This window comes from Actinosynnema sp. NPDC091369 (assembly GCF_044757065.1).
Classification (GTDB): domain Bacteria; phylum Actinomycetota; class Actinomycetes; order Mycobacteriales; family Pseudonocardiaceae; genus Actinosynnema.
On sequence record NZ_JBIVUG010000015.1, the window covers coordinates 100,348 to 120,840 of the forward strand.

Sequence of the window (20,493 nt, forward strand, 5' to 3'; positions counted from 1 at the left end):
GGTCGACCTTGCTCGGCCGGCCGGACGCCGCGGTGCGCGCGCCCGCGGACCCCCGGCTCCGGGTCGGGCCGGCGGCGATGCCGGTGGCCCTCACCGCGGTGCCGGTGCTGGGCGCGCTGGTCACCGGCAGCGGTCCGCACGCCGGTGACGAGGACGCGCGTCGGTTCGGGCTCGACCCGGCGGAGCTCACGTCGTTCCACGCGCTGTCCGTGGTGGTGCTGGTCGGGCTCCAGCTCGGCGCGGCGATCGTGCTGCGCACCCTCGCGGCCGTGGGCGCGGTCGCGGTGTCGCCGGCCCAGGGCGTGATCGGGTCGGTGCAGGAGGCGCTCGTGCTGCCGGTGCCGCTGGTGGCGGCGCACGTGGTCACCGGCGCGCTGGTGGTCGCGGCCACCACCCACCTGGTCGTGCGGACGTTCCGCGTCTAGCGCGACCGCAGTTCCACCAGCACGCGCGGCACCTCGTCCAGCAGCTCGCGGGCCAGCATCCCGGTCAGCCCGGTGCGCGGCACCAGCCGCTGTCCGGCCATCGCGTGCACGTGCCCGGCCCAGCAGGTGGCGAGCGCCGGGTCGGACTCGCGGGCCAGCATCCCGCCGACCAGCCCGGCCAGCACGTCTCCGCTGCCCGAGGTGGACAGGCCGACGTGCCCGGTGCCGTCCTGCCAGACCCGGCCGTCCGGCGCGGCCACCACGCCCATCAGGTTCACCACCGCGTCGTACTTCCCGGCCATCGCCACCGCGGCCTCCACGTGGTCCTCGACCTCCGACCCCAGCAGGTACCCGCCCTCCACCACGTTCGGCGTGAGCACCACCCGACCGCGCACCGGGTCGCCCAGCGACGGGTGCAAGCCCAGCGCGCCCAGTGCGAACGCGTCGAGCACCACGGGCCCCCGCGTCGCGGGCAGCAACCGCTCCAGCAGGGCGGCCGTCTCGTCCGGGTCGACCAGACCGGGCCCGATGACCACCGCCGAGGCGTCCGCCACCAGGTCACCCAGCTCGTCCGCCGCCGCGCGCGACACCGCGCCCGACTCCGTCTCCGGCAGGCCCACCACCAGGGCCTCGGGCACCGCCAAGCCGAGGCCGGAGGCGTGCCGGTCCGCCACGGCCAGTTGCAGCGTCACCGCGCCGGTGCGCAGCGCCGCGATCCCGCTGAGCAGCACCGCGCCCGGCACGCGCCGCGAGCCGCCCACGACCAGCACGGTGCCGCTGTCCTCGCGGCCTCGCGGCCACTCCCGCAACAGGGCCGACGTGATGGGCTCAGGCTGAACGCGTGGTGGCATCTTCGGTCTCCGTGGGCTCCGCGCCGTGCTCGATCAGGTGGTCGCTCTCGAACTCCCGCTCCAACAACCACACGCCGTCCTCGCGCCGCCACGACGTCAGCGAGCCGTTGGGCACGGTCGAGTGGTGCGCGTAGGCCAGCATGTCGCGCTCGGGCAGGCCCTCCAGCAGGTAGCGCAGCAGGAACGGCGTGATCTCGTGGGCGAACAGCAGCACCCGCTGCCCGTCGAGGTCGCGCAGCAGCGACCGCAGCCGCAGCAGGACGTCGGCCCACGACTCGCCGCCCGGCGGCCGGTAGTAGAACTTGCCGAGCCGGCGCTTGCGCACCAGTTCGTCCGGGTACCGGTTCGCCACGCCGTGCGTGGTCAGCAGGTCGAGCACGCCCAGTTCGCGGTCGCGCAGCCGTTCGTCGACCAGCATCCGGGGGTGCCCCCGCAGCGCCAGCGCGGCGGTGTCGATGGCCCGCCGGTACGGCGACGCCACGACCAGGTCCGGCCACTGCTCGCGCGGCATCGAGGCGAACCACCTCCCCAGCGCCCGGCCCTGCTGCTCACCGGCGGGGGACAGCCGCACGTCCGCGTCCCGCTCGGCGATGTCGATGACGTCGTCCCCGGCCGACTCGGCGGCTTCGCGCGCCACGTTGCCGTTGCTCTCGCCGTGCCTGATGACCCCGATCCACTCCACCCCAGCGAACTTAGTGGCACGGGACCGCGAGGGCATGCCAGGGAGAGGGCACCGTCATTCGCGCTCGGCGGGCAGCCGGCCGGACCTGACCGCCGCGACCAGCGCCTCGTGGTCGGCGCACGTCCGGTCGGCGTAGTCCAGCGCGTACCGGGCGATGGCCGAGTCCAGCTCCTCGCCGTCCGCGCAGTACCCGGCCAGCAGCCGCGGGTCGACCGACCGGCTGTGCGCGCGGGCCAGCAGCGCGCCCGCGAGCCTGCCGTAGTCGTCCAGGTCGTCCCGCTTCAGCGTGGTCGCGTCGATCTCGCCCTTGCGGTTGCGGAACTGCCGGACGATGTAGTCGCGGCCGTCGATCGTGGTCCAGCCCAGCAGGATGTCGGTCTCGGCCTGCACGAGCCGCGCGCCGTGCACGATCCGCTTGCCCTCGTGCTTGACCGGCGACGCGCCCAGGAACGGCGCCAGCGCCGACGGGCGCGCCTCCTTCGCCTGCAACACCAGCGCCTCGTCACCGTTGCCGTGCAACAGGACCAGGTAGTTGCGCCACCCCACGCTGCCGGTGCCGACCACGCGGAACGCCACGTCGGACACGCTGTAGCGCATGATCAGGTTGTACCGCGACTCCCGCAGGGTGTCCACGTAGGACGGCAGGGCGTCCACGACGGACCGCGCCACCTCCGGGGAGATGCGGGACAGCACGGGCGGGTCCTCGACGAACCGGATGTGCTCGCCCTCGCGCCGCGTCCACTTCGCCGCCACCCGCGCGCTGGTGTTCTTGCGCGCCTTGGACGCGGCCTTGGTGAAGGCGTCCATCAGGTCGTCGGCCTTGGTCCTGGACAGCGCCGACTCGTCACCCAGCGCGTTCCAGGACTCCATGAACGGGATCTCGGCCAGGTGCCGCGCCGCGCCGCGGTAGGCGCGCACCGCGTCGGACGCGGCGTCGCGGCAGCCCTTCTCCGACACGCCGCCCTCGCGGCCCGCCAGCACCAGCGACGTCGCCAACCGCTTCAGGTCCCACTCCCACGGACCGGGCAGCGTCTCGTCGAAGTCGTTGATGTCCATCACGATCCGCCCCTCGGGCGTGCCGTAGAGGCCGAAGTTGGCCGCGTGCGCGTCACCGCACAGCTGCGCGTCCAGCCCGCTGCGCGCGCCCGCGGCCAGGTCGCCCGCCATCAGCCCGGCGCTGCCCCGGAAGAACGCGAACGGCGAGGCGAGCATCCGGCCGACCCGCAGCGGCACCAGGTGCGGCAGGCGGCCCTCGTTCGACGCCTCCACGTACTCGACCACGCCCGGCCGGTCGGCCGCGAGCGCCACCACGCGGTGCGCCTCGTGGCTCACCGCCGCCCGCAGCCCGCGGCCGCGCGCCAGGACCTCGTCCGGTTCCACCCACTGTCCCAGCGAGACGGCCGCCCGAGCCCGCTTGCGTTCACCCATGCGGGTAAGGATGCGGCACGGACCGGCCGGATACGTGCGCCGCCACACGTCTGTGACCTGCGTTGACGCTGCGTGGCCGGTCCGTTCGACGCGGAATCGGACTCAACGGGACGGAGTGCTCAAAACCTCGCCGATCGCGTCGACACCCCGGTCCAGCTCGGCCCGCGTGATCACGAGCGGGGGCGCGACCCGCAGGGTGGTGTCCTGGGTCTCCTTGCACAGCACGCCGAGCCCGGCCAGCGCCTCCGACGCCGCACGGCCGCGCGGCCCGCCGGGCGCGATCTCCACCCCGGCCCACAGCCCGCGCCCGCGCACCTCGGCCACGCCGCGCCCGACCAGCTCGCCCAGCCGCGCGTGCAGGTGCGCGCCCAGCTCGCGGGACCGCTGCTGGAACTCGCCGGTCGCCAGCAGCCGCACCACGGCCCGGCCGACCGCGCACGCCAGCGGGTTGCCGCCGAACGTCGACCCGTGCTCGCCGGGCCGCAGCACGCCCAGCACGGCGCGGCTGCCGACCACCGCCGAGACCGGCATGATGCCGCCGCCCAGCGCCTTGCCCAACGTGTAGAGGTCGGCGCGCACGCCCTCGTGGTCCAGCGCCAGCAGGTCGCCCGTGCGGCCCAGACCCGACTGGATCTCGTCCGCGATGAGCAGCACGTTGTGCTCGTCGCACAGCGCCCGCGCCCCCGCCAGGTAGCCCGCGGGCGGCACGACCACGCCCGCCTCGCCCTGGATCGGCTCCAGCAGCACGGCGGCCGTCCGCTCGGTGATCGCCTCGCGCAACGCGTCCAGCGACCCGTACTCGACCACCTTGAAGCCGGGCGTGAACGGCCCGAAGTCCTCGCGCGCGGTCTCGTCGGTGGAGAACGAGACGATCGTGGTGGTGCGGCCGTGGAAGTTGGAGCCGGCGACCACGATCTCGGCCGTGCCGGCGGGCACGCCCTTCACCCGGTAGGCCCACTTGCGGGCGACCTTGATCGCCGACTCGACGGCCTCCGCGCCGGAGTTCATCGCGAGCACCATCTCGGTGCCGGTCAGCTCGGCCAGCTCGCGGCAGAACAGGCCGAACTGGTCGTGGTGGAACGCGCGGCTGGTGAGCGTGACGCGGCCGAGCTGCTCGACCGCCGCGGCCACCAGGTCGGGATGGCGGTGGCCGAAGTTCAGCGACGAGTAGCCGGACAGGAAGTCCAGGTAGCGGCGTCCTTCGACGTCGGTCACCCACGCGCCCTCGCCGTGCGAGATCACGACCGGCAGCGGGTGGTAGTTGTGCGTGCTCCATTCCTCGTCGAGCGCGATGAAGTGCGGGGAGCTCAGGGCTGCGGCCATGGCGGTCATGTCACCACAGTAAGGGGCCTGCGCCAGCGATTTCATCCGTCAGGCGTTGCGTGTCCATCATGTTCGTTGCGCAATCGAACCGTTTCACGACGATCCGTTGCGCAGTCGGCACGGCCAAGATCGGCGGGTTACCCTCCGACGATGGCCACCAAGTCCCTGCAGGTCCAGTCGATTTCCGACACCTTCCGGGTGGAGCCGGAGGGTTTCGACCTCGCCGAGGTCGACCCGGCCTCGACGCCGGTCGGCCCGAAGTCCAAGACCGAGGCCGCCGCGGACATGGCGGTGATGGGCCGGGAGCTGGACCGGCTCCAGGAAGCGCTGTACGCCGAGGGCACCGGCGGCGGGAACCGGCGGGTGCTGCTGGTCCTCCAGGGCATGGACACCTCGGGCAAGGGCGGCACGATCCGGCACGTCGCGGGCCTGGTGAACCCGCAGGGCCTGCGCATCGCGTCGTTCAAGAAGCCGACCCGCGCCGAGCTGCGGCACGACTTCCTGTGGCGCGTGCGCCGCCAGGTGCCGCAGCCGGGCTACATCGGCGTGTTCGACCGCTCGCACTACGAGGACGTGCTGGTCGCGCGGGTGGACAACCTCGTGCCGTCGACCGAGTGGCGGCGCCGGTACCGGCAGATCAACGCGTTCGAGGCGGAGCTCGCCGACCAGGGCGTGACCACGGTGAAGTGCTTCCTGCACATCTCGCCGGAACGGCAGCGCGAACGGCTCATCGCCCGGCTGGAGGACCCGCTCAAGCGCTGGAAGTACAACCCGGGCGACCTGGAGGTGCGGGCCAAGTTCTCCCGCTACCAGCTCGCCTACTCCGACGCGCTGGTCAAGTGCTCCACGCCGGTCGCGCCCTGGTACGCCGTGCCGTCGGACCGCAAGTGGTACCGCAACTGGGTCGTGGCGCGGCTGCTGCTGGAGGCGCTGCGCGGCCTCGCGCCGACCTACCCCGAGCCCTCGTACGATCCGGCCGTCGAGTTGGCACGGCTCCAGGACGCCGACCCGTTGCGCTGAGTGCAATCTTCGTTGCGCCTCTTGCATGTTCACAGTGGTCCAGGCCAGTGTGGGAGCCGCCGCGGGCGGTCGAGCGGAGGTTCGGTGTGGTTGTCGACAGGCGGCGGTTCCTGGGGGCCGTTGGCGTGGGAGCGGGGTTGCTGATGACCGAGGGTGTCGCGCGAGCGGACGAGTCCGCGGAGGGCCACGGGCGGAAGGAGGTCCGCGCCTACCTGGGCACCTACACGTCCTGGGCGGGCGGCGGCACGGGCCTCGGCCTCGGCGCGTACGACCCGGCGACGGGCCGGCTGCGCGTCACCGGCGTGGTGCCGGACGTGCCCAACCCGTCGTTCGTGATCGACGCGGGGCGCTGGGTGTACGCGGTCAACGAGAAGTCCGACGGCGAGGTGACCGCGCTGGCGGTCGGCGCCGACGGCGTGCCGAAGGTGGTCGGCAGCCGGAGCACCGGCGGCGCGGACCCGTGCCACCTGGCGCTGCACCGGGGGTTCCTGCTCTCGGCCAACTACAGCTCGGGCAGCGTGTCCGTGCACCCGGTGCTGCGCGAGGGCGGGTTGGGCGAGCGCACCGACCTCGTCGTGCACTCCGGCGCGGGGCCGGACCCGGACCGGCAGGAGGGGCCGCACGCGCACCAGGTGCTGCCCGACCCCACCGGCGAGTTCGTGCTGGCGGTCGACCTGGGCACCGATTCGGTCTACAGCTACCGGCTCAGCGACCAGGGCAGGCTGACCCCGGCCGGCACGGCGCGCGTGCACCCCGGCGCGGGGCCGCGGCACCTGGCGTTCCACCCGTCGGGCAGGTTCGCCTACATCGCCAACGAGCTGGACTCCACGATCGTGGTGGCCGCCTACGACCGGGGTGTGCTCACGCCGGGCCAGAAGGTGAGCACGCTGCCCGCCGGCGCGCCGACCGGCCCGCGCAACTACCCGGCCGAGATCGTGGTGTCGGCCGACGGCCGGTTCGCCTACCTGTCCAACCGGGGCCACGACAGCGTGGCGGTGTTCGCGGTCGAGCGCGGCGGGGCGTCGCTGCGGCTGGTCGAGGCCACGCCGGTGGGAGGGAAGTTCCCCCGGCACATCGTGCTCGACGCGTCGGGCCGGTTCCTGCTGGCGGCCAACCAGAACTCCGACGCGATCACCACGTTCGCCGTGGACCGGTCGACCGGGACGCTGCGGCAGACCGGCACGACGGCGTCCCCGATCCCGGTCTGCGTCGCCCTGACGAGGTAGCACCCGACGGGTTAACTTCGGCCGGCGGGACCGTCCACAGTGGTAGGCCGGGGGCATGAGGATGCTCGCGGTCGCACTGGTGATGTCCCTGGCCCCCGCACCGGTCGCGCCGGAGCTCGTCGCGTTGGGTGACTCCTACGCGGCGGGCCTCGGCGCGGGCGACGAGGCGTCCGACGACTGCCGGCAGAGCCCGCACGCCTACCCGAGGCTGTGGGCGGAGCGCAACGGCGCGTCGCTGGTGTTCGCCGCGTGCGCCGGCGCGCGGACCGGCGAGGTGGCCGGGCAGGCGGAGCGGATCACGCCGTCCGCCACGCTGGTCACCATCACCGCGGGTGGCAACGACGCCGGGTTCGGCGACGTGATGACCACGTGCACGCTGAACGGCGACGACGAGTGCGCGCAGCGGGTGGACGTGGCCGTGCGGTTCATCCGGGACGAGCTGCCGGGCCGGTTGGACGCCCTGTACCGCGCGGTGCGCGACCGGACGAAGACCGAGGTCGTGGTGCTGGGCTACCCGCGGCTGTTCTCGTTCGAGACGTGGTGCCTGATGAGCGGCCGCAAGCGGGAGGCGGTGAACCGGGCGGCCGACGCGCTGGCCGAGGTGACCGGCGACCGGGCCGGCGCGGCCGGGTTCACCTTCGCCGACGTGCGGCAGCCGTTCGACGGCCACGGCGTGTGCGCCGACGAGTCGTGGCTGAACGGCCTGGTCCTGGTCCCCGTCGACCGCTCCTACCACCCCAACCGCGCCGGCCACGAGTCCGGCTACCTCCCGGCGCTGACCGCGGCCGCCTCCCTCGTCCACGCCACCTGACCGGCCCCCGTCTCCCCCGACCCGGCCACCTGACCTGCGAGGTCGCGTCGACTTCCAGGCGACCGAGCCGCCGTCTGCGGAGCAGCGGCAAACTAACACCGTGAACCCCACGAACGGGCTGCGCCAGGTCGCGGCCACCCGCTACGTCACGCCCTTCCGGGAGGGCGGTTCCCTGCCCGGCCTGGTCGAAGCCGACGACCTCGGCATGTACGTGCTCAAGTTCCGCGGCGCGGGCCAGGGCGTGAAGGCGCTGGTGGCCGAGATCGTGGTCGGCGAGCTGGCCCGCCGCCTCGGCTTCCGGGTGCCCGAGATCGTCCTGGTCGAGCTCGACCCGGAACTGGGCCGGGCCGAGCCGGACCAGGAGGTGCAGGAGCTGCTGAAGGCCAGCGGCGGGCTCAACCTCGGGCTGGACTACCTGCCCGGCTCGTTCGACTACAACCCGGTGGTGCGCGAACCCTCGGCGGACACCGCGGCCCGCCTGCTGTGGCTGGACGCCCTCACGCTCAACGTCGACCGCAGCTGGCGCAACCCGAACACGCTGCTGTGGCACCGGGAGCTGTGGCTGATCGACCACGGCGCCTCGCTGTACTTCCACCACTCGTGGCGGCCGGAGAAGTTCCCCGCGGCCACCTACCGGTTCGACGCGGCCGACCACCTGATGCTGCCGTTCGCGGGCGACCTGGCCGGGATCGACGCCGAGCTGACCGCCCGCGTCACGCCCGACCTCGTGCGCGAGGTGCTCGCGCTGGTGCCCGACGCGTGGCTCGCGCAGGACGAGGCGTTCGGCACACCGCAGGCCGTGCGCGCGGCGTACGAGTCGTTCTTCACCGCCCGCCTGGCCGCGCCGCGGACCTGGGTCGACGCACTGGAGGCCGCCCGTGCCGCACGTGTTTGAGTACGCGCTGCTGCGCGCCGTGCCCCGGCAGGAGCGCGGCGAGTTCGTCAACGTCGGCGTGCTGGTCTACTGCAAGGACCTGGACTTCCTGGGCGCCCGCGTGCACGTCGACGAGCGCCGGGTGCTGGCGCTGGACCCGTTCCTGGACGTGGAGGTGCTGCGGGCCACGCTGGAGCACCTGGGGCTGTCGTGCGACGGCGTGCCCAAGGCGGGCCCGGTGTCGCGCACGTCGGCCGGTCAGCGGTTCCGCTGGCTGACCGCGCCGCGCAGCACCATCGTGCAGACCTCGCCCGCGCACACCGGTCTCACCGATGACCCGGAGGCCGAGCTGGACCGCCTGCTGGCCGCGCTGGTGCTGCCGCCCGACCACTAGGGTGGCAACCTCTCGCCGCGCGCCGCGTCTTTAGGTGCGGGCAGTGACGACACACGGACGGGGTCGCTTGATGAACGCCGGATACCAGCAGGGCGGGTATCAGCAGGGCGGATACCGACAGGGCGGGCAACCGCGGCAGCGCAGGCCCCAGGGCGGGCAGGGCTACGGGCCGCCGGCCCACCAGCCGGCGGCGCGTCCGGCGCCGCGCCGCCGCAAGCCGAGGATCGGGCGGATCATCGGGGTCGTCCTGGTGCTGCTGCTGGTGTTCGGCGTGGGCCTGTGGTTCTACGTCGACGGGTCGTTGCGCCGGATCGACGCGCTGGGCGACTACGAGGGCAGGCCCGCGGACACGCCGGGCACCAACTGGCTGCTCGTCGGGTCGGACGCGCGCGACGACCTCACCGAGGAGCAGAAGCAGGACCTGTCCACAGGTGACGCGGGTGGGCGGCGCACCGACACCATCATGTTGCTGCACATCCCCGACGGCTCCGGGAAGGCCACCCTGGTGAGCGTTCCCCGTGACTCCTATGTGGACATCCCGGGCAACGGCAAGAACAAGATCAACGCGGCGTTCGCGTTCGGCGGGCCGTCGTTGCTCGTGCAGACGCTGGAAGGCGCCACGGGCATCCACGTCGACCACTACATGGAGATCGGCTTCGGCGGCTTCGCCGGGATCGTGGACGCGGTCGGCGGCGTGGACATGTGCATCGAGGAGCCGATGAAGGACCCGTTGGCGGGTCTGGACCTCCAGCCGGGCTGCCAGGAGCTCGACGGCGCGCAGGCGCTGGGCTTCGTGCGCTCCCGGGCGTTCGCCACGGCCGACCTCCAGCGGGTGGAGAACCAGCGCAAGTTCCTCGCCGCGCTGACCGAGAAGGCGACGAGCTTCGGCACGCTCGCCAACCCGTTCCGCGCGTTCCCGCTGCTGTTCGCGGGCACGGACTCGATCTCGGTGAACTCCGACGACCACCTGCACCACCTGGCGGGCATGGCGTTCGCGATGGGCGGGGGAGTGGACACGGTCACCGTGCCGGTGGGCGGCACGCCGACCGTGCCGGGCGCGGGCTCGGTCGTGCAGTGGGACCGGGAGAACGCGCTGCGCCTGTTCGGTGCGCTGGAGAAGGACGAACCGGTGCCCGCCGACCTGCTGCCGGCACCGAAGTAGCGCTCGACGGGCTGTCGGGGCCACACACCCCGACAGCCCCGGCACGAACGGGCCGCCGGGCACACGCACCCGGCGGCCCGTCCGCGTTCCCGACCTCGCTGTTTCCCCGTCGAACGCACCCACCACCGCGATCGCGCGAAGTGCCGCGGTGGGGCGGCCGATCGCCCCCGGACCGACACCCGGTCCGTCGCCCTCGCGGCGGGGCAGAGCCACCAGGACCGCCGCCGCCCGGCCACGGCACCGCGCCGGCTAGGCGTCGCTTGCCGGGACGTCGGGCACGCCGAGCCGCCGCACCGCGCGGGGCACGACGACCCCGCCCGCCAGGATCATCGCCGCGGCCACCGCGCACGCCACCCGCCAGTGCGCCCCGTCGTACAGCGCGCCCGCCACCACGCTGCCGATGAGCGCCCCGACCAGGCACGCCGCCTCGTACACGCCCATGGCCCGACCCACCTGGCCGTCGGCCGCCTCGGCGATCACCGCCTGCTGCACCGGCAGCACCGCCGCCCACGCCAGCCCGCTGAGCACCCACAACCCCGCGATCACGTACGGGTTCGGCGCCCACGCCAAGCCGACCGCGAACACGGCGCCGGCCAGCGAAGCGCCCGTGAGCACGACCCGCCGACCGAACCGCAGCACGTACCGGTGCAGGTACTCGGCGCCCGCGCTCATCGCGATCGCACCGGGCAGGAACACGTACGCCACCTCGCGCAGCTCCAGGCCGAACCCGCGTTGCAGGTGCAGGAGCAGCAGCAACCCGACGGCCGCCTCCGCCGCCATGGTCATCACCACCGCGAACAGCATCGGCCGCAACCGCCTGCCCACCGCGCCGAGCCCGACCGCCGCCGCGCCCGCACCGGGGCGTTCCGAGCGCCGCGGCGCGGCCAGCAGGAAGCCGGCCGCCGCGACGCACGCCGCCGCGCAGGCCCAGAACAACCCGGCGTACCCGAACGAGCCGGCGAGCGTCAGCCCGACCACGAACGCCACCCACGAGCCCGTCTCCTGCGCCGAGAGCAGGCGCGGGAACACCGCGGTGTCCTCGGCGAGCCGTTCGCTGACGATCGCGCGCACGGCGACCCACAGCAACGCGCCACCCGCACCGCCCGCGGCCGCCGCGCCGAACGCGAGCGGCGCGCTCTCGGCGACCGCGTACCCCGCCGACGACACGGCGTAGAGCAGCGCGCCGATGGCGGCGGTGTGCCGCCGGTCCCACCGGTCCGCCAGCACGCCCGCCAGCGGCCGCACGAGGACCGACAACGCCATCTCCGCCGCCATCAGCAGGCCGATCTCTATCGCGCTGAGCCCGATGGCCGCGCCCGCCCACAGCGGCAGCACGAAGTCGATCAGCTCGGTCGGCCCGTTGGCCAGCGTCGCCGCCGTCATCGTGCGCCGTTCGCGCTCCAACCCCCGGTCCACGTCCAGCCCCCCAAACTTCGAACACCGTTCGGACAACTCCGAACGGTATACTGGGTTTCACCATGACCGCAAAGGACGACGGGCAGCGGCGAGTGCTGGAGCTGCTGTGGAAGGACGCGCGCCGCCCGGCCCGCGGTCCTCGGCGGGGCTTGACGACGGAGCGGATCGTGGCCGCCGCGATCCAGGTCGCGGAGACCGAGGGGCTGGCCGCGCTGTCCATGCGCCGGGTGGCCGTGGAGCTGGGCGTCGGCACGGCGTCGCTCTACACCTACCTGCCGGGCAAGGCGGAGCTGGAAGCCCTGATGGCCGACGCGATCGGGGCCGAGGACCCGTTGCCGGACGACTGGCCGGGCGACTGGCGGGCGAAGGTCGAGGCGTGGGCCCGCACCGACCACGCGCTCTACCGCAAGCACCCGTGGGTGCTGGACCTGGTGGCGACGGTGGCGGCGCCGCCGGGCCCGAACCTGCTGCGCTGGATGGACTCGGCGCTGCGGGTGCTGGCGGGAACCGGGCTGACCGAGGCGGAGAAGATGGCCGTGGTCGAGTCGGTCGACGCCTACGTGCGCGGCCAGGCCAGGCTGAGCCTCGACACGCGCGAGCCGAGCCCCGAGGAGGTGCGCGAGCGCGACGCCCTGCTCGGCGAGCTGGTCGACTTCGAGCCGTACCCGGCGCTGGTCGCGACCGTGCGTGCCGGCGTCTCGCCGTACACGGGGGACAAGTTCGAGTTCGGGTTGCGGCTGCTGCTGGACGGCGTCGAAGCCCTCATCGCCGCGCGGAGGGCTTCGACGCCCTGAAAGCCCTGGTCAGACCTCGTCCGGGGTCGGCTCGTCGGCCTGCTGGGCGGTCGGCGCGGCGGTCTGGACCGCCTCGGCCGCCTCGCTGACGAGGATGATCCCCTCGAACTCGCGCAGCAGGTCGTCGTAGATCGGCGTGAGTGACACTTCGTAACCCCCAAAACCTCGTACGTCCCCCGAACGGGCCAAAGCAGCCTACCTACGGCCGCACCATCACTTCACCCGGTATTGGGCAATCCGATCATTCCCGCGCCAACTGTCGGCTAAACACATGGGTGACCCGGAGGTTGTGGGGCTTCGTCACATGTGCGCTGCGCCGCAGCTCACCTAGCGTTTCGGGCCATGACGAGTGTCCCCGGTCACAGCGATGACCTGTCCGGTCGCACCGCCCTGGTCACCGGCGCCGGCAGCGGCATCGGTCGGGCCTGCGCGGTCGCCCTCGCCCGCGCGGGCGTGAAAGTGCACCTCGTCGACCGCGACGGCGACTCGGTCACCGAGGCGGCCCGCGAGACCGGCGGCACGGAGCACGTGGTGGACCTCGCCGCCGACGACCCCGTCCGCGACCTGCCCGCCGAGGTCGACATCCTGGTCAACAACGCGGGCCTCCAGCACGTCGCCCCCGTCCACGAGTTCCCGCCGGACCGGTTCGAGCTGCTCCAGCGGGTCATGGTGACCGCGCCGTTCCGGCTCGCCCGGCACGTCCTGCCGCACATGTACCAGCGGGGCTGGGGCCGGGTGGTGAACATCTCCAGCGTGCACGGCACCCGGGCCAGCGCGTTCAAGTCCGCCTACGTCGCCGCCAAGCACGGCCTGGAAGGGCTGAGCAAGGTCGTCGCCCTGGAAGGCGCGACGCACGGCGTGACCAGCAACTGCGTCAGCCCCGGCTACGTGCGCACCCCGCTGGTGGAGAACCAGGTCGCCGACCAGGCGCGCGCGCACGGCATCGGGCCCGAGCAGGTGCTCGCCGACGTGATGCTCACCCGGCACGCCATCAAGCAGCTCATCGAACCGGTCGAGGTGGCCTCCGTCGTGCTGTGGCTGTGCGGCCCGCACTCCGGCCACGTCACCGGCTCGTCGTTCACGATCGACGGCGGCTGGACCGCCCAGTGACCCCCTCGTTCCCCCCTCCCCCAACGAAGTGGTGACCGACATGACCAACGCCGCCCCTCCACCGAAGAAGTCCTTCGCCAAGGTCGTCATAGCCAGCCTGATCGGAACCACGATCGAGTGGTATGACTTCTTCCTCTACGGATCAGCCGCCGCCCTGGTGTTCAACAAGCTGTTCTTCCCCACGGCGGACCCGCTCAACGGCACGCTGCTCGCGTTCACCACCTACGCGATCGGCTTCCTGGCCCGCCCGCTGGGCGGCCTGGTGTTCGGCCACTTCGGCGACAAGCTCGGCCGCAAGAAGCTGCTCGTGCTCAGCCTGGTGCTGATGGGCGGCGCGACGTTCGCCATGGGCCTGCTGCCCACCTACGCCGCGATCGGCGTGGCCGCGCCGCTGCTGCTCACGCTGCTGCGGCTGATCCAGGGCTTCGCGCTGGGCGGCGAGTGGGGCGGCGCGGTGCTCATCGTGTCCGAGCACGGCAGCGCGGAGCGGCGCGGGTTCTGGGCGTCCTGGCCGCAGGCGGGCGTGCCGATGGGCAACCTGCTGGCCACCGCCGTGCTCGCGGTGCTGGCCGCCGTGCAGAGCGACGAGGCGTTCCTGTCGTGGGGCTGGCGGGTGCCGTTCCTGCTGTCCGGCGTGCTCGTCCTCATCGGACTGTGGATCCGGCTCAGCGTGTCCGAGTCGCCGGTGTTCCTCGAAGCCCAGGCCAAGGTCGAGGCGGGCAAGGTCAAGGAGAAGCCGCCGATCGTGGCCGTCGTGCGCGACCACTGGCGCGAGGTGCTGATCGCGATGGGCGCGCGCATGGCGGAGAACGTGTCGTACTACGTGATCACCGCGTTCATCCTGGTCTACATCACCACCGAGCTCGGCATGCCGCGCTCGGCCGGCCTGAACGCGGTGCTGATCGCCTCGTTCGTGCACCTGGTCACGATCCCGATGTGGGGCGCGCTGTCGGACCGGATCGGCCGCCGCACCACGTACCTGATCGGCACGGTCGGCATCGGCGTGTGGATGTTCGCGTTCTTCGCGCTGCTGGACACGAAGTCGTTCTTCCCGATGACGCTCGCGGTCACCGTCGGACTGTTCCTGCACGGCGCGATGTACGGCCCGCAGGCGGCGTTCTTCTCCGAGCTGTTCGGCACGAAGGTGCGCTACTCGGGTGCGTCCATCGGCTACCAGCTGGCGTCGATCGCGGCGGGCGCGGTGGCGCCGCTCATCGCGACCGCGCTGCTGGCCTCCTACGACAGCTCGTTCCCGATCGTGCTGTACGTGCTCGGGATGTGCGTGCTGACCGTGGTCGCCGTGGTGGTGGCGAAGGAGACGAAGGGCAGCTCCCTGAACCGGGCCGACGCCGACAAGGCCGCGGTGCGAGCATGAGGGCATGAGCGAGGCGGACGCGGTGGAGCACCTGTTGGAGCTGCTCGACCTGCTCGCGGCGGACGCGGGCAGCGAGCGGCTGGCGGCGGTGCTCCCCGCGGCCCGCGCGGCGGGCGTGCCCGACCACGAGCTGGACCGCGTCGCCCGCGCCACGGAGTGGGCGTTGCGCATCCGCCGCACGCTCACCGCGCACCGCCGCCGCGAAGCCGAGCTGGAAGCGCTGTTCGACACCGCGAACGACCTGGCGGGCGTGCGCGACCCGGACGCCGTGCTGCGGTCCATCGTGCGGCGGGCCCGGCTGCTGCTCGGCGCGGACATCGCCTACCTGAGCATGAACGAGCCGGGCCGAGGCACGTACATGAGGGTCACCGACGGCTCGATCTCCGCGCTGTTCCAGCAGGTCCGGCTCGGCATGGGCGAAGGGCTCGGCGGGCTGGTGGCGCAGACCGCGCGGCCGTACGTGACGGCCGACTACTTCGCCGACGACCGGTTCGACCACACCGGTCCGATCGACGCCGCCGTGCGCGACGAGGGGCTGGTCGCGATCCTGGGCGTGCCGCTCAAGCTGGACCGCCGGGTCATCGGCGTGCTCTACGCGGCCAACCGGTCGCCGCGCCAGTTCCCGCCCGACGAGGTGGCGCTGCTGTCGTCGCTGGCCGACCACGCCGCCATCGCGCTGGACACCGCCCACCTGCTGGAGGAGACGCGGGCCGCGGGCGAGACGATCCGTGCGCACAACGAAGCCATGCGCCGCGCCGAGGACGCCCACGACCGGCTCACCGACCTGGTGCTGCGCGGCGCGGACGTGCCCGAGGTGGCCGCCGCCGTGGCCGAGGTGCTCGGCGGCGGAATCGTGGTGCACGACAGCGACGGCGCCGAGCTGGCCCGGATCGGCACCACCCGCGCGCCCGCGCCCCGGGTGGCGGTCAACGCCTCCCGCGCCAGCGGCCGGGCCATCCCGCAGGACGGCACGTGGGTGTGCGCCGTGCTGGCGGGCCGCGAACTGCTGGGCAGCATCACGCTCACCGACCGCTCCGACCTCGGTGACGCCGACCGCAGGCTGTTCGAGCGCGCGGGTGTCGTCACCGCCCTGCTGCTCCTGCTGCGCCGCACGGTCGCCGAGGCGGAGAACAAGGTGCGCGGCGAGCTGATCACCGACCTGCTGACCGCCGCGGTGGACTCGGTGGCGCTGCGCGCCCGTGCCCGCCGGGTCGGTGTCGAGCTGGCCGCCGAGCACGTCGTGCTGGTCGCGGACGGCCCGCGGGACCGGCTGCTGGCCGCCGCCGCGCACCACGCGTCGTCGTGCCGCGGCCTGGCGGGCGCGCACGGCGAGCACGTGGTGCTGGTACTGCCGGGCGCGGACCTGGCCTGCGCGGCGCGGGACGCAGCACGGGTGCTGGGCAAGGCGGTCGGCCTGCCCGTGACCGTCGGCTCGGGCGGCCCCGCGCACGGCCCGGAAGGCGTGGCCGCCGCGCACGCCGAGGCGGTGCGGTGCTTGAAGGCGTTGCTCCAGCTGGGGCGCGCGGGCACCGGCGGGACGCTCGCGGACCTCGGTTTCGTGGGCGTGCTGCTGGGCGACCGGGCGGACGTCGCCGGGTACGTCCGGTCCACCCTCGGCCCGTTGCTGGACTACGACTCCAGCCGCGGCACCGAGCTGGTCCGGACGGTGACCGCGTACTTCGCGTGCGGCGCGAACCTCAGCCGCGCCAAGGACGAGCTGCACGTCCACGTGAACACGGTGGTGCAGCGGCTGGACCGGGTCGCGAGCCTGCTGGGCGAGGACTGGCAGTCACCGGAGCGGGTGCTGGAGGTCCAGCTCGCGCTCAAGCTCATGAAGGTGCTGGGCGACTGACCGATCCGCAAGACTGCGGAGCCGCGGGCCGCGTTTCTCGGCTATAGGGGTGAATTCGCCGCGACACCCCCTTCGACCGCTGATCCGGTCTGCTGTGATAGCCGCTCTTGTCACTGCTGATCAAGGGCGCGGTGGTGCGGGTGCTGCACGGACGGGACGCGATCCTGGAGATCGCGACGAACCTGATCGAGCGCGGCTCACCCGTGTCGGGCGACGCGCGACGCGCGGAACGCCGCATCCCGCCCACGCTCGTCCTGGTGGGACCGGGCGGGACGGGGAAGACGGCCCTGCTCGCCGAACTGGACGAGCGGCTCGGCACCCAGCCGCACGTCCTCCTCGACGCCGCCCGGACCGGCCGGGACGGCACGCCACCGGTGCTCGACCTGCTCACCGCCGTGATGTTCGAGCTGGCCCGGCACGACGCCCGCCGCTTCCGGTTCTCCCGGTTCCTCGTCGGCCGGCTGATCACCGAGATGGACGGCCTGGACGCCGACAACACCGCGCGGGCGCACCGGCAGACCGAGGACGCGCTGGCCAGGTTCGACCCGGCCGCGCTCGGCGCGCGGCTCGCCGGCATGGTCGCCCTGCTGCCCGACCAGACCGGGGCCCCCGACGCCGCGGACGCAGTGCAGCAGTTCCTGCCGCCGCTCATCGAAGGGCTCACGCGGACCCGCTGGGGTCGCCGGGCGGCGCTGCTGTCCGGGCACGAGTGGTACGGCCACCGCGACCGCGACCGCCGCCGGGACGCGGTGGCCGAGCTGGTGGCGCTCAACCGGCTGCGCCGCTTCGGCGGCAGCGAGGGCCAGGGCGAGGTCGACCGGACGCTCATGGAGGCGTTCCTGGCCGACGTGCGGCTCGCCGTGCGGCGCGGGACGGTCGACCCGGTGCTGCTGCTGGACAACGCCGACCACGAGTCGGGGGTGGAGTTCCTGCGCGCGCTGGCGGCCATCCGGTACGCACCCGCCACGGACCACCCGCACGACCACCTCACCGTGATCGCCGGGGGCAACGGCACCCTGGTGGAGTCGCTGGAGGTCGCCAACGACGAGGTGCCCGTGGACGACCCGACCGTCGTGGAACGGGTGCGCACCGGCCGGCTGGTCGTGCAGGGGCCCTGGCTGACCCTGCCGCTGCGCGACCTCACCGAGCCGGAGATGCTGCCGCCGGCCGAGGAGGTCGGCATCGAGCCGCAGCACCGCCACCGGGTGGTGCGGATGCTGCGCGAGCTGACCGCGGGCCACCCCGGTGGCACGGTGGTGCTCCTGCGCGCCGCGCTGCTCGCCGGCGCGGACACCGCCTGTCCCGGCGACATGCTGGCGCGGCACCTGCCCGCGCCGCCGTCGCGCGACCGCGACGCCGCGAAGACCAAGCCGGCCGCCGACCTCGTGCTGGACATGTTCCTGGGCGACCTCCCGGCGGCCCTGCACTACGACCTGGTGACGTGCGCCGCGGCCCGCGACCACGACGAGGCCGCCGTGATCGCCGGGTCGCCGATGATCGGCACCGCCTTCCACGAGCAGCAGTCGTTGCTGTCGACCGCGTTCTGGACCGTGCGCGAGCCCGGCGGCAAGCGGGTCATGCACCCGTTGCTGCGGCTGCTGCTGCTCCGCCGGCTCGCCACGCGTCCCCCGTCGGCCACGACGTCGTGGCGCTCGGTGTTCGGCCTGCTCGCCGAGCGGGCCGAGGACGACGACGACCGCCTGCACCACCTGTTCGCCCGCGGCGACACCGTCGCGGTCGCCGAGCGGCTGGTCGCCCTGCTGCCCGAGCGCCGCGGCAGGCAGTGGCTCGCCCTGGTCCGCTCGCTGGCGACCTGCCCGGCCCACCCGGACGTCGCCGCGGCGGAGGTCGAGCCGACCGGGGACGAGCTGGTCGACGCCGTCACGGCCGTGCTCACGGCCTGGCGCGGCAGCGCCGACCCCCTGGAGGTGGGCAGGCGGGCGGACCTGCACGGCGTGGTCCACACGGAGATGTCGCCGCTGTCCCGCGCGGCGCGGAGCGACCACGACGAGTTCCTCGCGGTCGCCAAGCACCACCACGACATGGCCATGCGCTGGCGGAACGTGCGCTGCGGCGAGCCGGCTGACGACGAGTGGGTGAACCGACGATGACCCTGTTGGCGATCTCGGCGCTGCTGCTGGCGGGCTGGGCGGTCCTGCTGGTGCTCCGACGCCGCCTGCGGGACCGATCGGCCCAGCCCATCGCGCCGCCACCACCGCCTAAGCCGGTGCGCGTGCTGCTGGCGGTGGCGGTGGTGGTGCTGCCGATCGGCGCGGTGGCGGTCGCCGCGCCGAAGGTGCTGTGCTTCGGCGGCGGCGTCGACACCGGCATCACCCTGCGCGGCTGGTTCTCGTCGGCGGAGCTGGAGTGCGTCGGCGTCAGCGACGGCGGCTACGACTTCTCCGGCGGTTTCGCCGACGGCGAGGTCGGCGAGGTCACCCGAGCCCGGTACGCCGAGGTGCTGGACCGGATCGGCGCGCAGAACGACGCGCTGTCCGGCGACCACGTCAAGGTCGCGCTGCTCGCGCCCCTGACCTCGCCGCTGTCCGGGCCGCGCGTCGCGCACGAGGTGGCGGGGCTCGCGGCGGCGCAGGAACGGCTCAACGCCGAGAGCGGCAGCCCGAAGGTCGAGGTGCTGCTCGCGCACATGGGCACGACGTCGGCCCACTGGGAGCCGGTGGTGGACGAGCTGATCGCGATGAAGGACGACGCGGCGCCGCTGCTGGCCGTGGTGGGGCTCGGGCTCAGCCAGGACGAGTCGAAGTTCGCGGCCCGCAAGCTCGCCGAGGCCGACATCCTCATGGTCGCGGGCCACCTCACCGCGACCCGGCTCGACCCGGACGGCCCCGTCGAGCACTTCCACCGGACCGCGTTCGCCAACGTGCGGCAGTTCGACGCGACCACGAAGGCGCTGGCCGCCGCCGGGGTCGACGGGACGCGCGCCATCGTGGTGAAGAGCAACGACCCGGGAGACACCTACGCGAGCACGGCCGCCGACGCCATCGCCGACCAGCTGGGCGGCCGGGAGTCGCCGTACCGGTTCGGCAGCGACGACGAGGGCGTGCTGGGCAACCAGTTCCGGATCATCAGCGACAAGATGTGCGGCAAGGTCGACCCGACCCGGCCGGACGCGCCGGTGGCCGTCTACTACGCGGGCCGCGCCCGGTACCTCAGCGACCTGATGGGCAAGCTCGACGCGGAGAGCTGCCTGCGCAAGGTGATCGTGGTCAGCGCCTCCGACGCGGCCGTGCTGCGGATGGGCGGGCAGGACCCGGAGGCGGCCAGGGCGTGGCGGGTCCCCGAGGCGCTCGACGTCGTCGGCCGGGGCAAGGTCGAGCTGTACTACACCCCGCTGGCGGACCCGGTCGTGATCGGCGACCGCCCGCGGTTCGCACCGCTGCGCGAGGCGTTCGCGGGCCACGAGCACGAGCTGGACACCGGCTGGGCGGTCATGTCCTGGGACGCGCTGCACGTGGCGGTCGGCTGGATCCGGCACGCGCAGGCGGGCGACCCGGACGTGGTGATCCCCAAGCCCGAGACCGTCGAGCTGGCCACCCAGGCGACCTACTCCGACGAGGAGTCCGCCTACGAGGGCGCGAGCGGCACGTTCTACTTCGACGACGCCGGGGACCGCGTGGACGTCGGCGGCGACCAGCCCGCCGTGGTGCGCCTGCTGCCGGACGGGTCCGCGCAGCGCGTCGGGTGACCCCGCCGCTCGACGTCCGGGAGCACGTCGAGCGGCGGGCTCCG

19 protein-coding genes are annotated in these 20,493 nt (G+C 73.5%); 13 read left to right on the forward strand and 6 right to left on the reverse strand.

The features are described from left to right. Positions 1-8 precede the first annotated feature (8 nt). Positions 9-425 (forward strand): COX15/CtaA family protein, encoded by a 417-nt coding sequence (locus ACIQMJ_RS35755; protein WP_499765431.1) that lies wholly within the window; start codon positions 9-11, stop codon positions 423-425. On the opposite strand, the gene ACIQMJ_RS35760 is transcribed toward ACIQMJ_RS35755, so the two are convergent. The 4 genes from ACIQMJ_RS35760 to rocD form a co-directional block, all read right to left on the reverse strand. Further along, positions 422-1,276 (reverse strand): NAD(P)H-hydrate dehydratase, encoded by an 855-nt coding sequence (locus ACIQMJ_RS35760; protein WP_499765432.1) that lies wholly within the window; start codon positions 1,274-1,276, stop codon positions 422-424. The genes ACIQMJ_RS35755 and ACIQMJ_RS35760 overlap by 4 nt on opposite strands. After that, positions 1,254-1,958, reverse strand: coding sequence for a histidine phosphatase family protein (locus tag ACIQMJ_RS35765; RefSeq protein ID WP_499765433.1), 705 nt, complete (start codon positions 1,956-1,958; stop codon positions 1,254-1,256). Before ACIQMJ_RS35765 ends, ACIQMJ_RS35760 begins: the two co-directional genes overlap by 23 nt. Before the next feature lie 54 nt (positions 1,959-2,012). Continuing rightward, complete coding sequence (locus ACIQMJ_RS35770) at positions 2,013-3,386, reverse strand: DUF2252 domain-containing protein (RefSeq protein ID WP_499765434.1); 1,374 nt, start codon at positions 3,384-3,386, stop codon at positions 2,013-2,015. 102 nt (positions 3,387-3,488) lie between these two features. Then, positions 3,489-4,718 (reverse strand): ornithine--oxo-acid transaminase, encoded by a 1,230-nt coding sequence (gene rocD / locus ACIQMJ_RS35775; RefSeq protein ID WP_499765435.1) that lies wholly within the window; start codon positions 4,716-4,718, stop codon positions 3,489-3,491. A 141-nt stretch (positions 4,719-4,859) separates the two neighbouring features. Between rocD and ACIQMJ_RS35780 the strand changes: the two genes are divergently transcribed. The 6 genes from ACIQMJ_RS35780 to ACIQMJ_RS35805 all read left to right on the forward strand — a co-directional run bounded on the left by ACIQMJ_RS35780 (position 4,860) and on the right by ACIQMJ_RS35805 (position 10,196). After that, positions 4,860-5,729 carry a PPK2 family polyphosphate kinase gene (locus ACIQMJ_RS35780; RefSeq protein ID WP_499765436.1) on the forward strand — a complete coding sequence of 290 codons (870 nt, stop codon included), beginning with the start codon at positions 4,860-4,862 and terminating at the stop codon, positions 5,727-5,729. A 143-nt stretch (positions 5,730-5,872) separates the two neighbouring features. Continuing rightward, on the forward strand, positions 5,873-6,955 hold the full coding sequence (locus ACIQMJ_RS35785) for a lactonase family protein (RefSeq protein WP_499765437.1): 1,083 nt from the start codon (positions 5,873-5,875) through the stop codon (positions 6,953-6,955). Positions 6,956-7,010: 55 nt separating this feature from the next. After that, complete coding sequence (locus tag ACIQMJ_RS35790; protein ID WP_499765438.1) at positions 7,011-7,766, forward strand: SGNH/GDSL hydrolase family protein; 756 nt, start codon at positions 7,011-7,013, stop codon at positions 7,764-7,766. A gap of 100 nt (positions 7,767-7,866) precedes the next feature. Next, positions 7,867-8,661 (forward strand): HipA family kinase, encoded by a 795-nt coding sequence (locus tag ACIQMJ_RS35795; protein WP_499765439.1) that lies wholly within the window; start codon positions 7,867-7,869, stop codon positions 8,659-8,661. After that, positions 8,645-9,034 carry a DUF3037 domain-containing protein gene (locus tag ACIQMJ_RS35800; RefSeq protein WP_499765440.1) on the forward strand — a complete coding sequence of 130 codons (390 nt, stop codon included), beginning with the start codon at positions 8,645-8,647 and terminating at the stop codon, positions 9,032-9,034. Before ACIQMJ_RS35795 ends, ACIQMJ_RS35800 begins: the two co-directional genes overlap by 17 nt. 70 nt (positions 9,035-9,104) lie before the next feature. Beyond that, positions 9,105-10,196: an LCP family protein gene (locus ACIQMJ_RS35805; protein WP_499765441.1), complete on the forward strand. Its 1,092-nt coding sequence runs from the start codon at positions 9,105-9,107 to the stop codon at positions 10,194-10,196. A 249-nt stretch (positions 10,197-10,445) separates the two neighbouring features. On the opposite strand, the gene ACIQMJ_RS35810 is transcribed toward ACIQMJ_RS35805, so the two are convergent. Then, positions 10,446-11,612 carry an MFS transporter gene (locus tag ACIQMJ_RS35810; RefSeq protein ID WP_499765442.1) on the reverse strand — a complete coding sequence of 389 codons (1,167 nt, stop codon included), beginning with the start codon at positions 11,610-11,612 and terminating at the stop codon, positions 10,446-10,448. 62 nt (positions 11,613-11,674) lie between these two features. On the opposite strand from ACIQMJ_RS35810, the gene ACIQMJ_RS35815 reads away from it, so the two are divergent. Continuing rightward, positions 11,675-12,406 (forward strand): TetR/AcrR family transcriptional regulator, encoded by a 732-nt coding sequence (locus ACIQMJ_RS35815; RefSeq protein ID WP_499765443.1) that lies wholly within the window; start codon positions 11,675-11,677, stop codon positions 12,404-12,406. Positions 12,407-12,415: 9 nt separating this feature from the next. Here the strand turns inward: ACIQMJ_RS35815 and ACIQMJ_RS35820 are convergent, their stop codons facing one another. Continuing rightward, positions 12,416-12,553, reverse strand: a complete 138-nt coding sequence (locus ACIQMJ_RS35820; RefSeq protein ID WP_499765444.1) for a hypothetical protein — start codon at positions 12,551-12,553, stop codon at positions 12,416-12,418. Positions 12,554-12,748: 195 nt separating this feature from the next. Between ACIQMJ_RS35820 and ACIQMJ_RS35825 the strand changes: the two genes are divergently transcribed. From ACIQMJ_RS35825 to ACIQMJ_RS35845, 5 genes are all read left to right on the forward strand, one after another. Next, positions 12,749-13,516 carry a 3-hydroxybutyrate dehydrogenase gene (locus ACIQMJ_RS35825; protein ID WP_499765445.1) on the forward strand — a complete coding sequence of 256 codons (768 nt, stop codon included), beginning with the start codon at positions 12,749-12,751 and terminating at the stop codon, positions 13,514-13,516. 40 nt (positions 13,517-13,556) lie between these two features. Next, positions 13,557-14,891: an MFS transporter gene (locus ACIQMJ_RS35830; protein WP_499765446.1), complete on the forward strand. Its 1,335-nt coding sequence runs from the start codon at positions 13,557-13,559 to the stop codon at positions 14,889-14,891. Positions 14,892-14,895: 4 nt separating this feature from the next. After that, complete coding sequence (locus ACIQMJ_RS35835; RefSeq protein ID WP_499765447.1) at positions 14,896-16,743, forward strand: helix-turn-helix domain-containing protein; 1,848 nt, start codon at positions 14,896-14,898, stop codon at positions 16,741-16,743. 107 nt (positions 16,744-16,850) lie between these two features. Then, positions 16,851-18,854, forward strand: coding sequence for a P-loop NTPase family protein (locus tag ACIQMJ_RS35840; RefSeq protein WP_499765448.1), 2,004 nt, complete (start codon positions 16,851-16,853; stop codon positions 18,852-18,854). Continuing rightward, positions 18,851-20,449 carry an ABC transporter substrate-binding protein gene (locus ACIQMJ_RS35845; protein ID WP_499765449.1) on the forward strand — a complete coding sequence of 533 codons (1,599 nt, stop codon included), beginning with the start codon at positions 18,851-18,853 and terminating at the stop codon, positions 20,447-20,449. Before ACIQMJ_RS35840 ends, ACIQMJ_RS35845 begins: the two co-directional genes overlap by 4 nt. Positions 20,450-20,493: the final 44 nt, after the last annotated feature.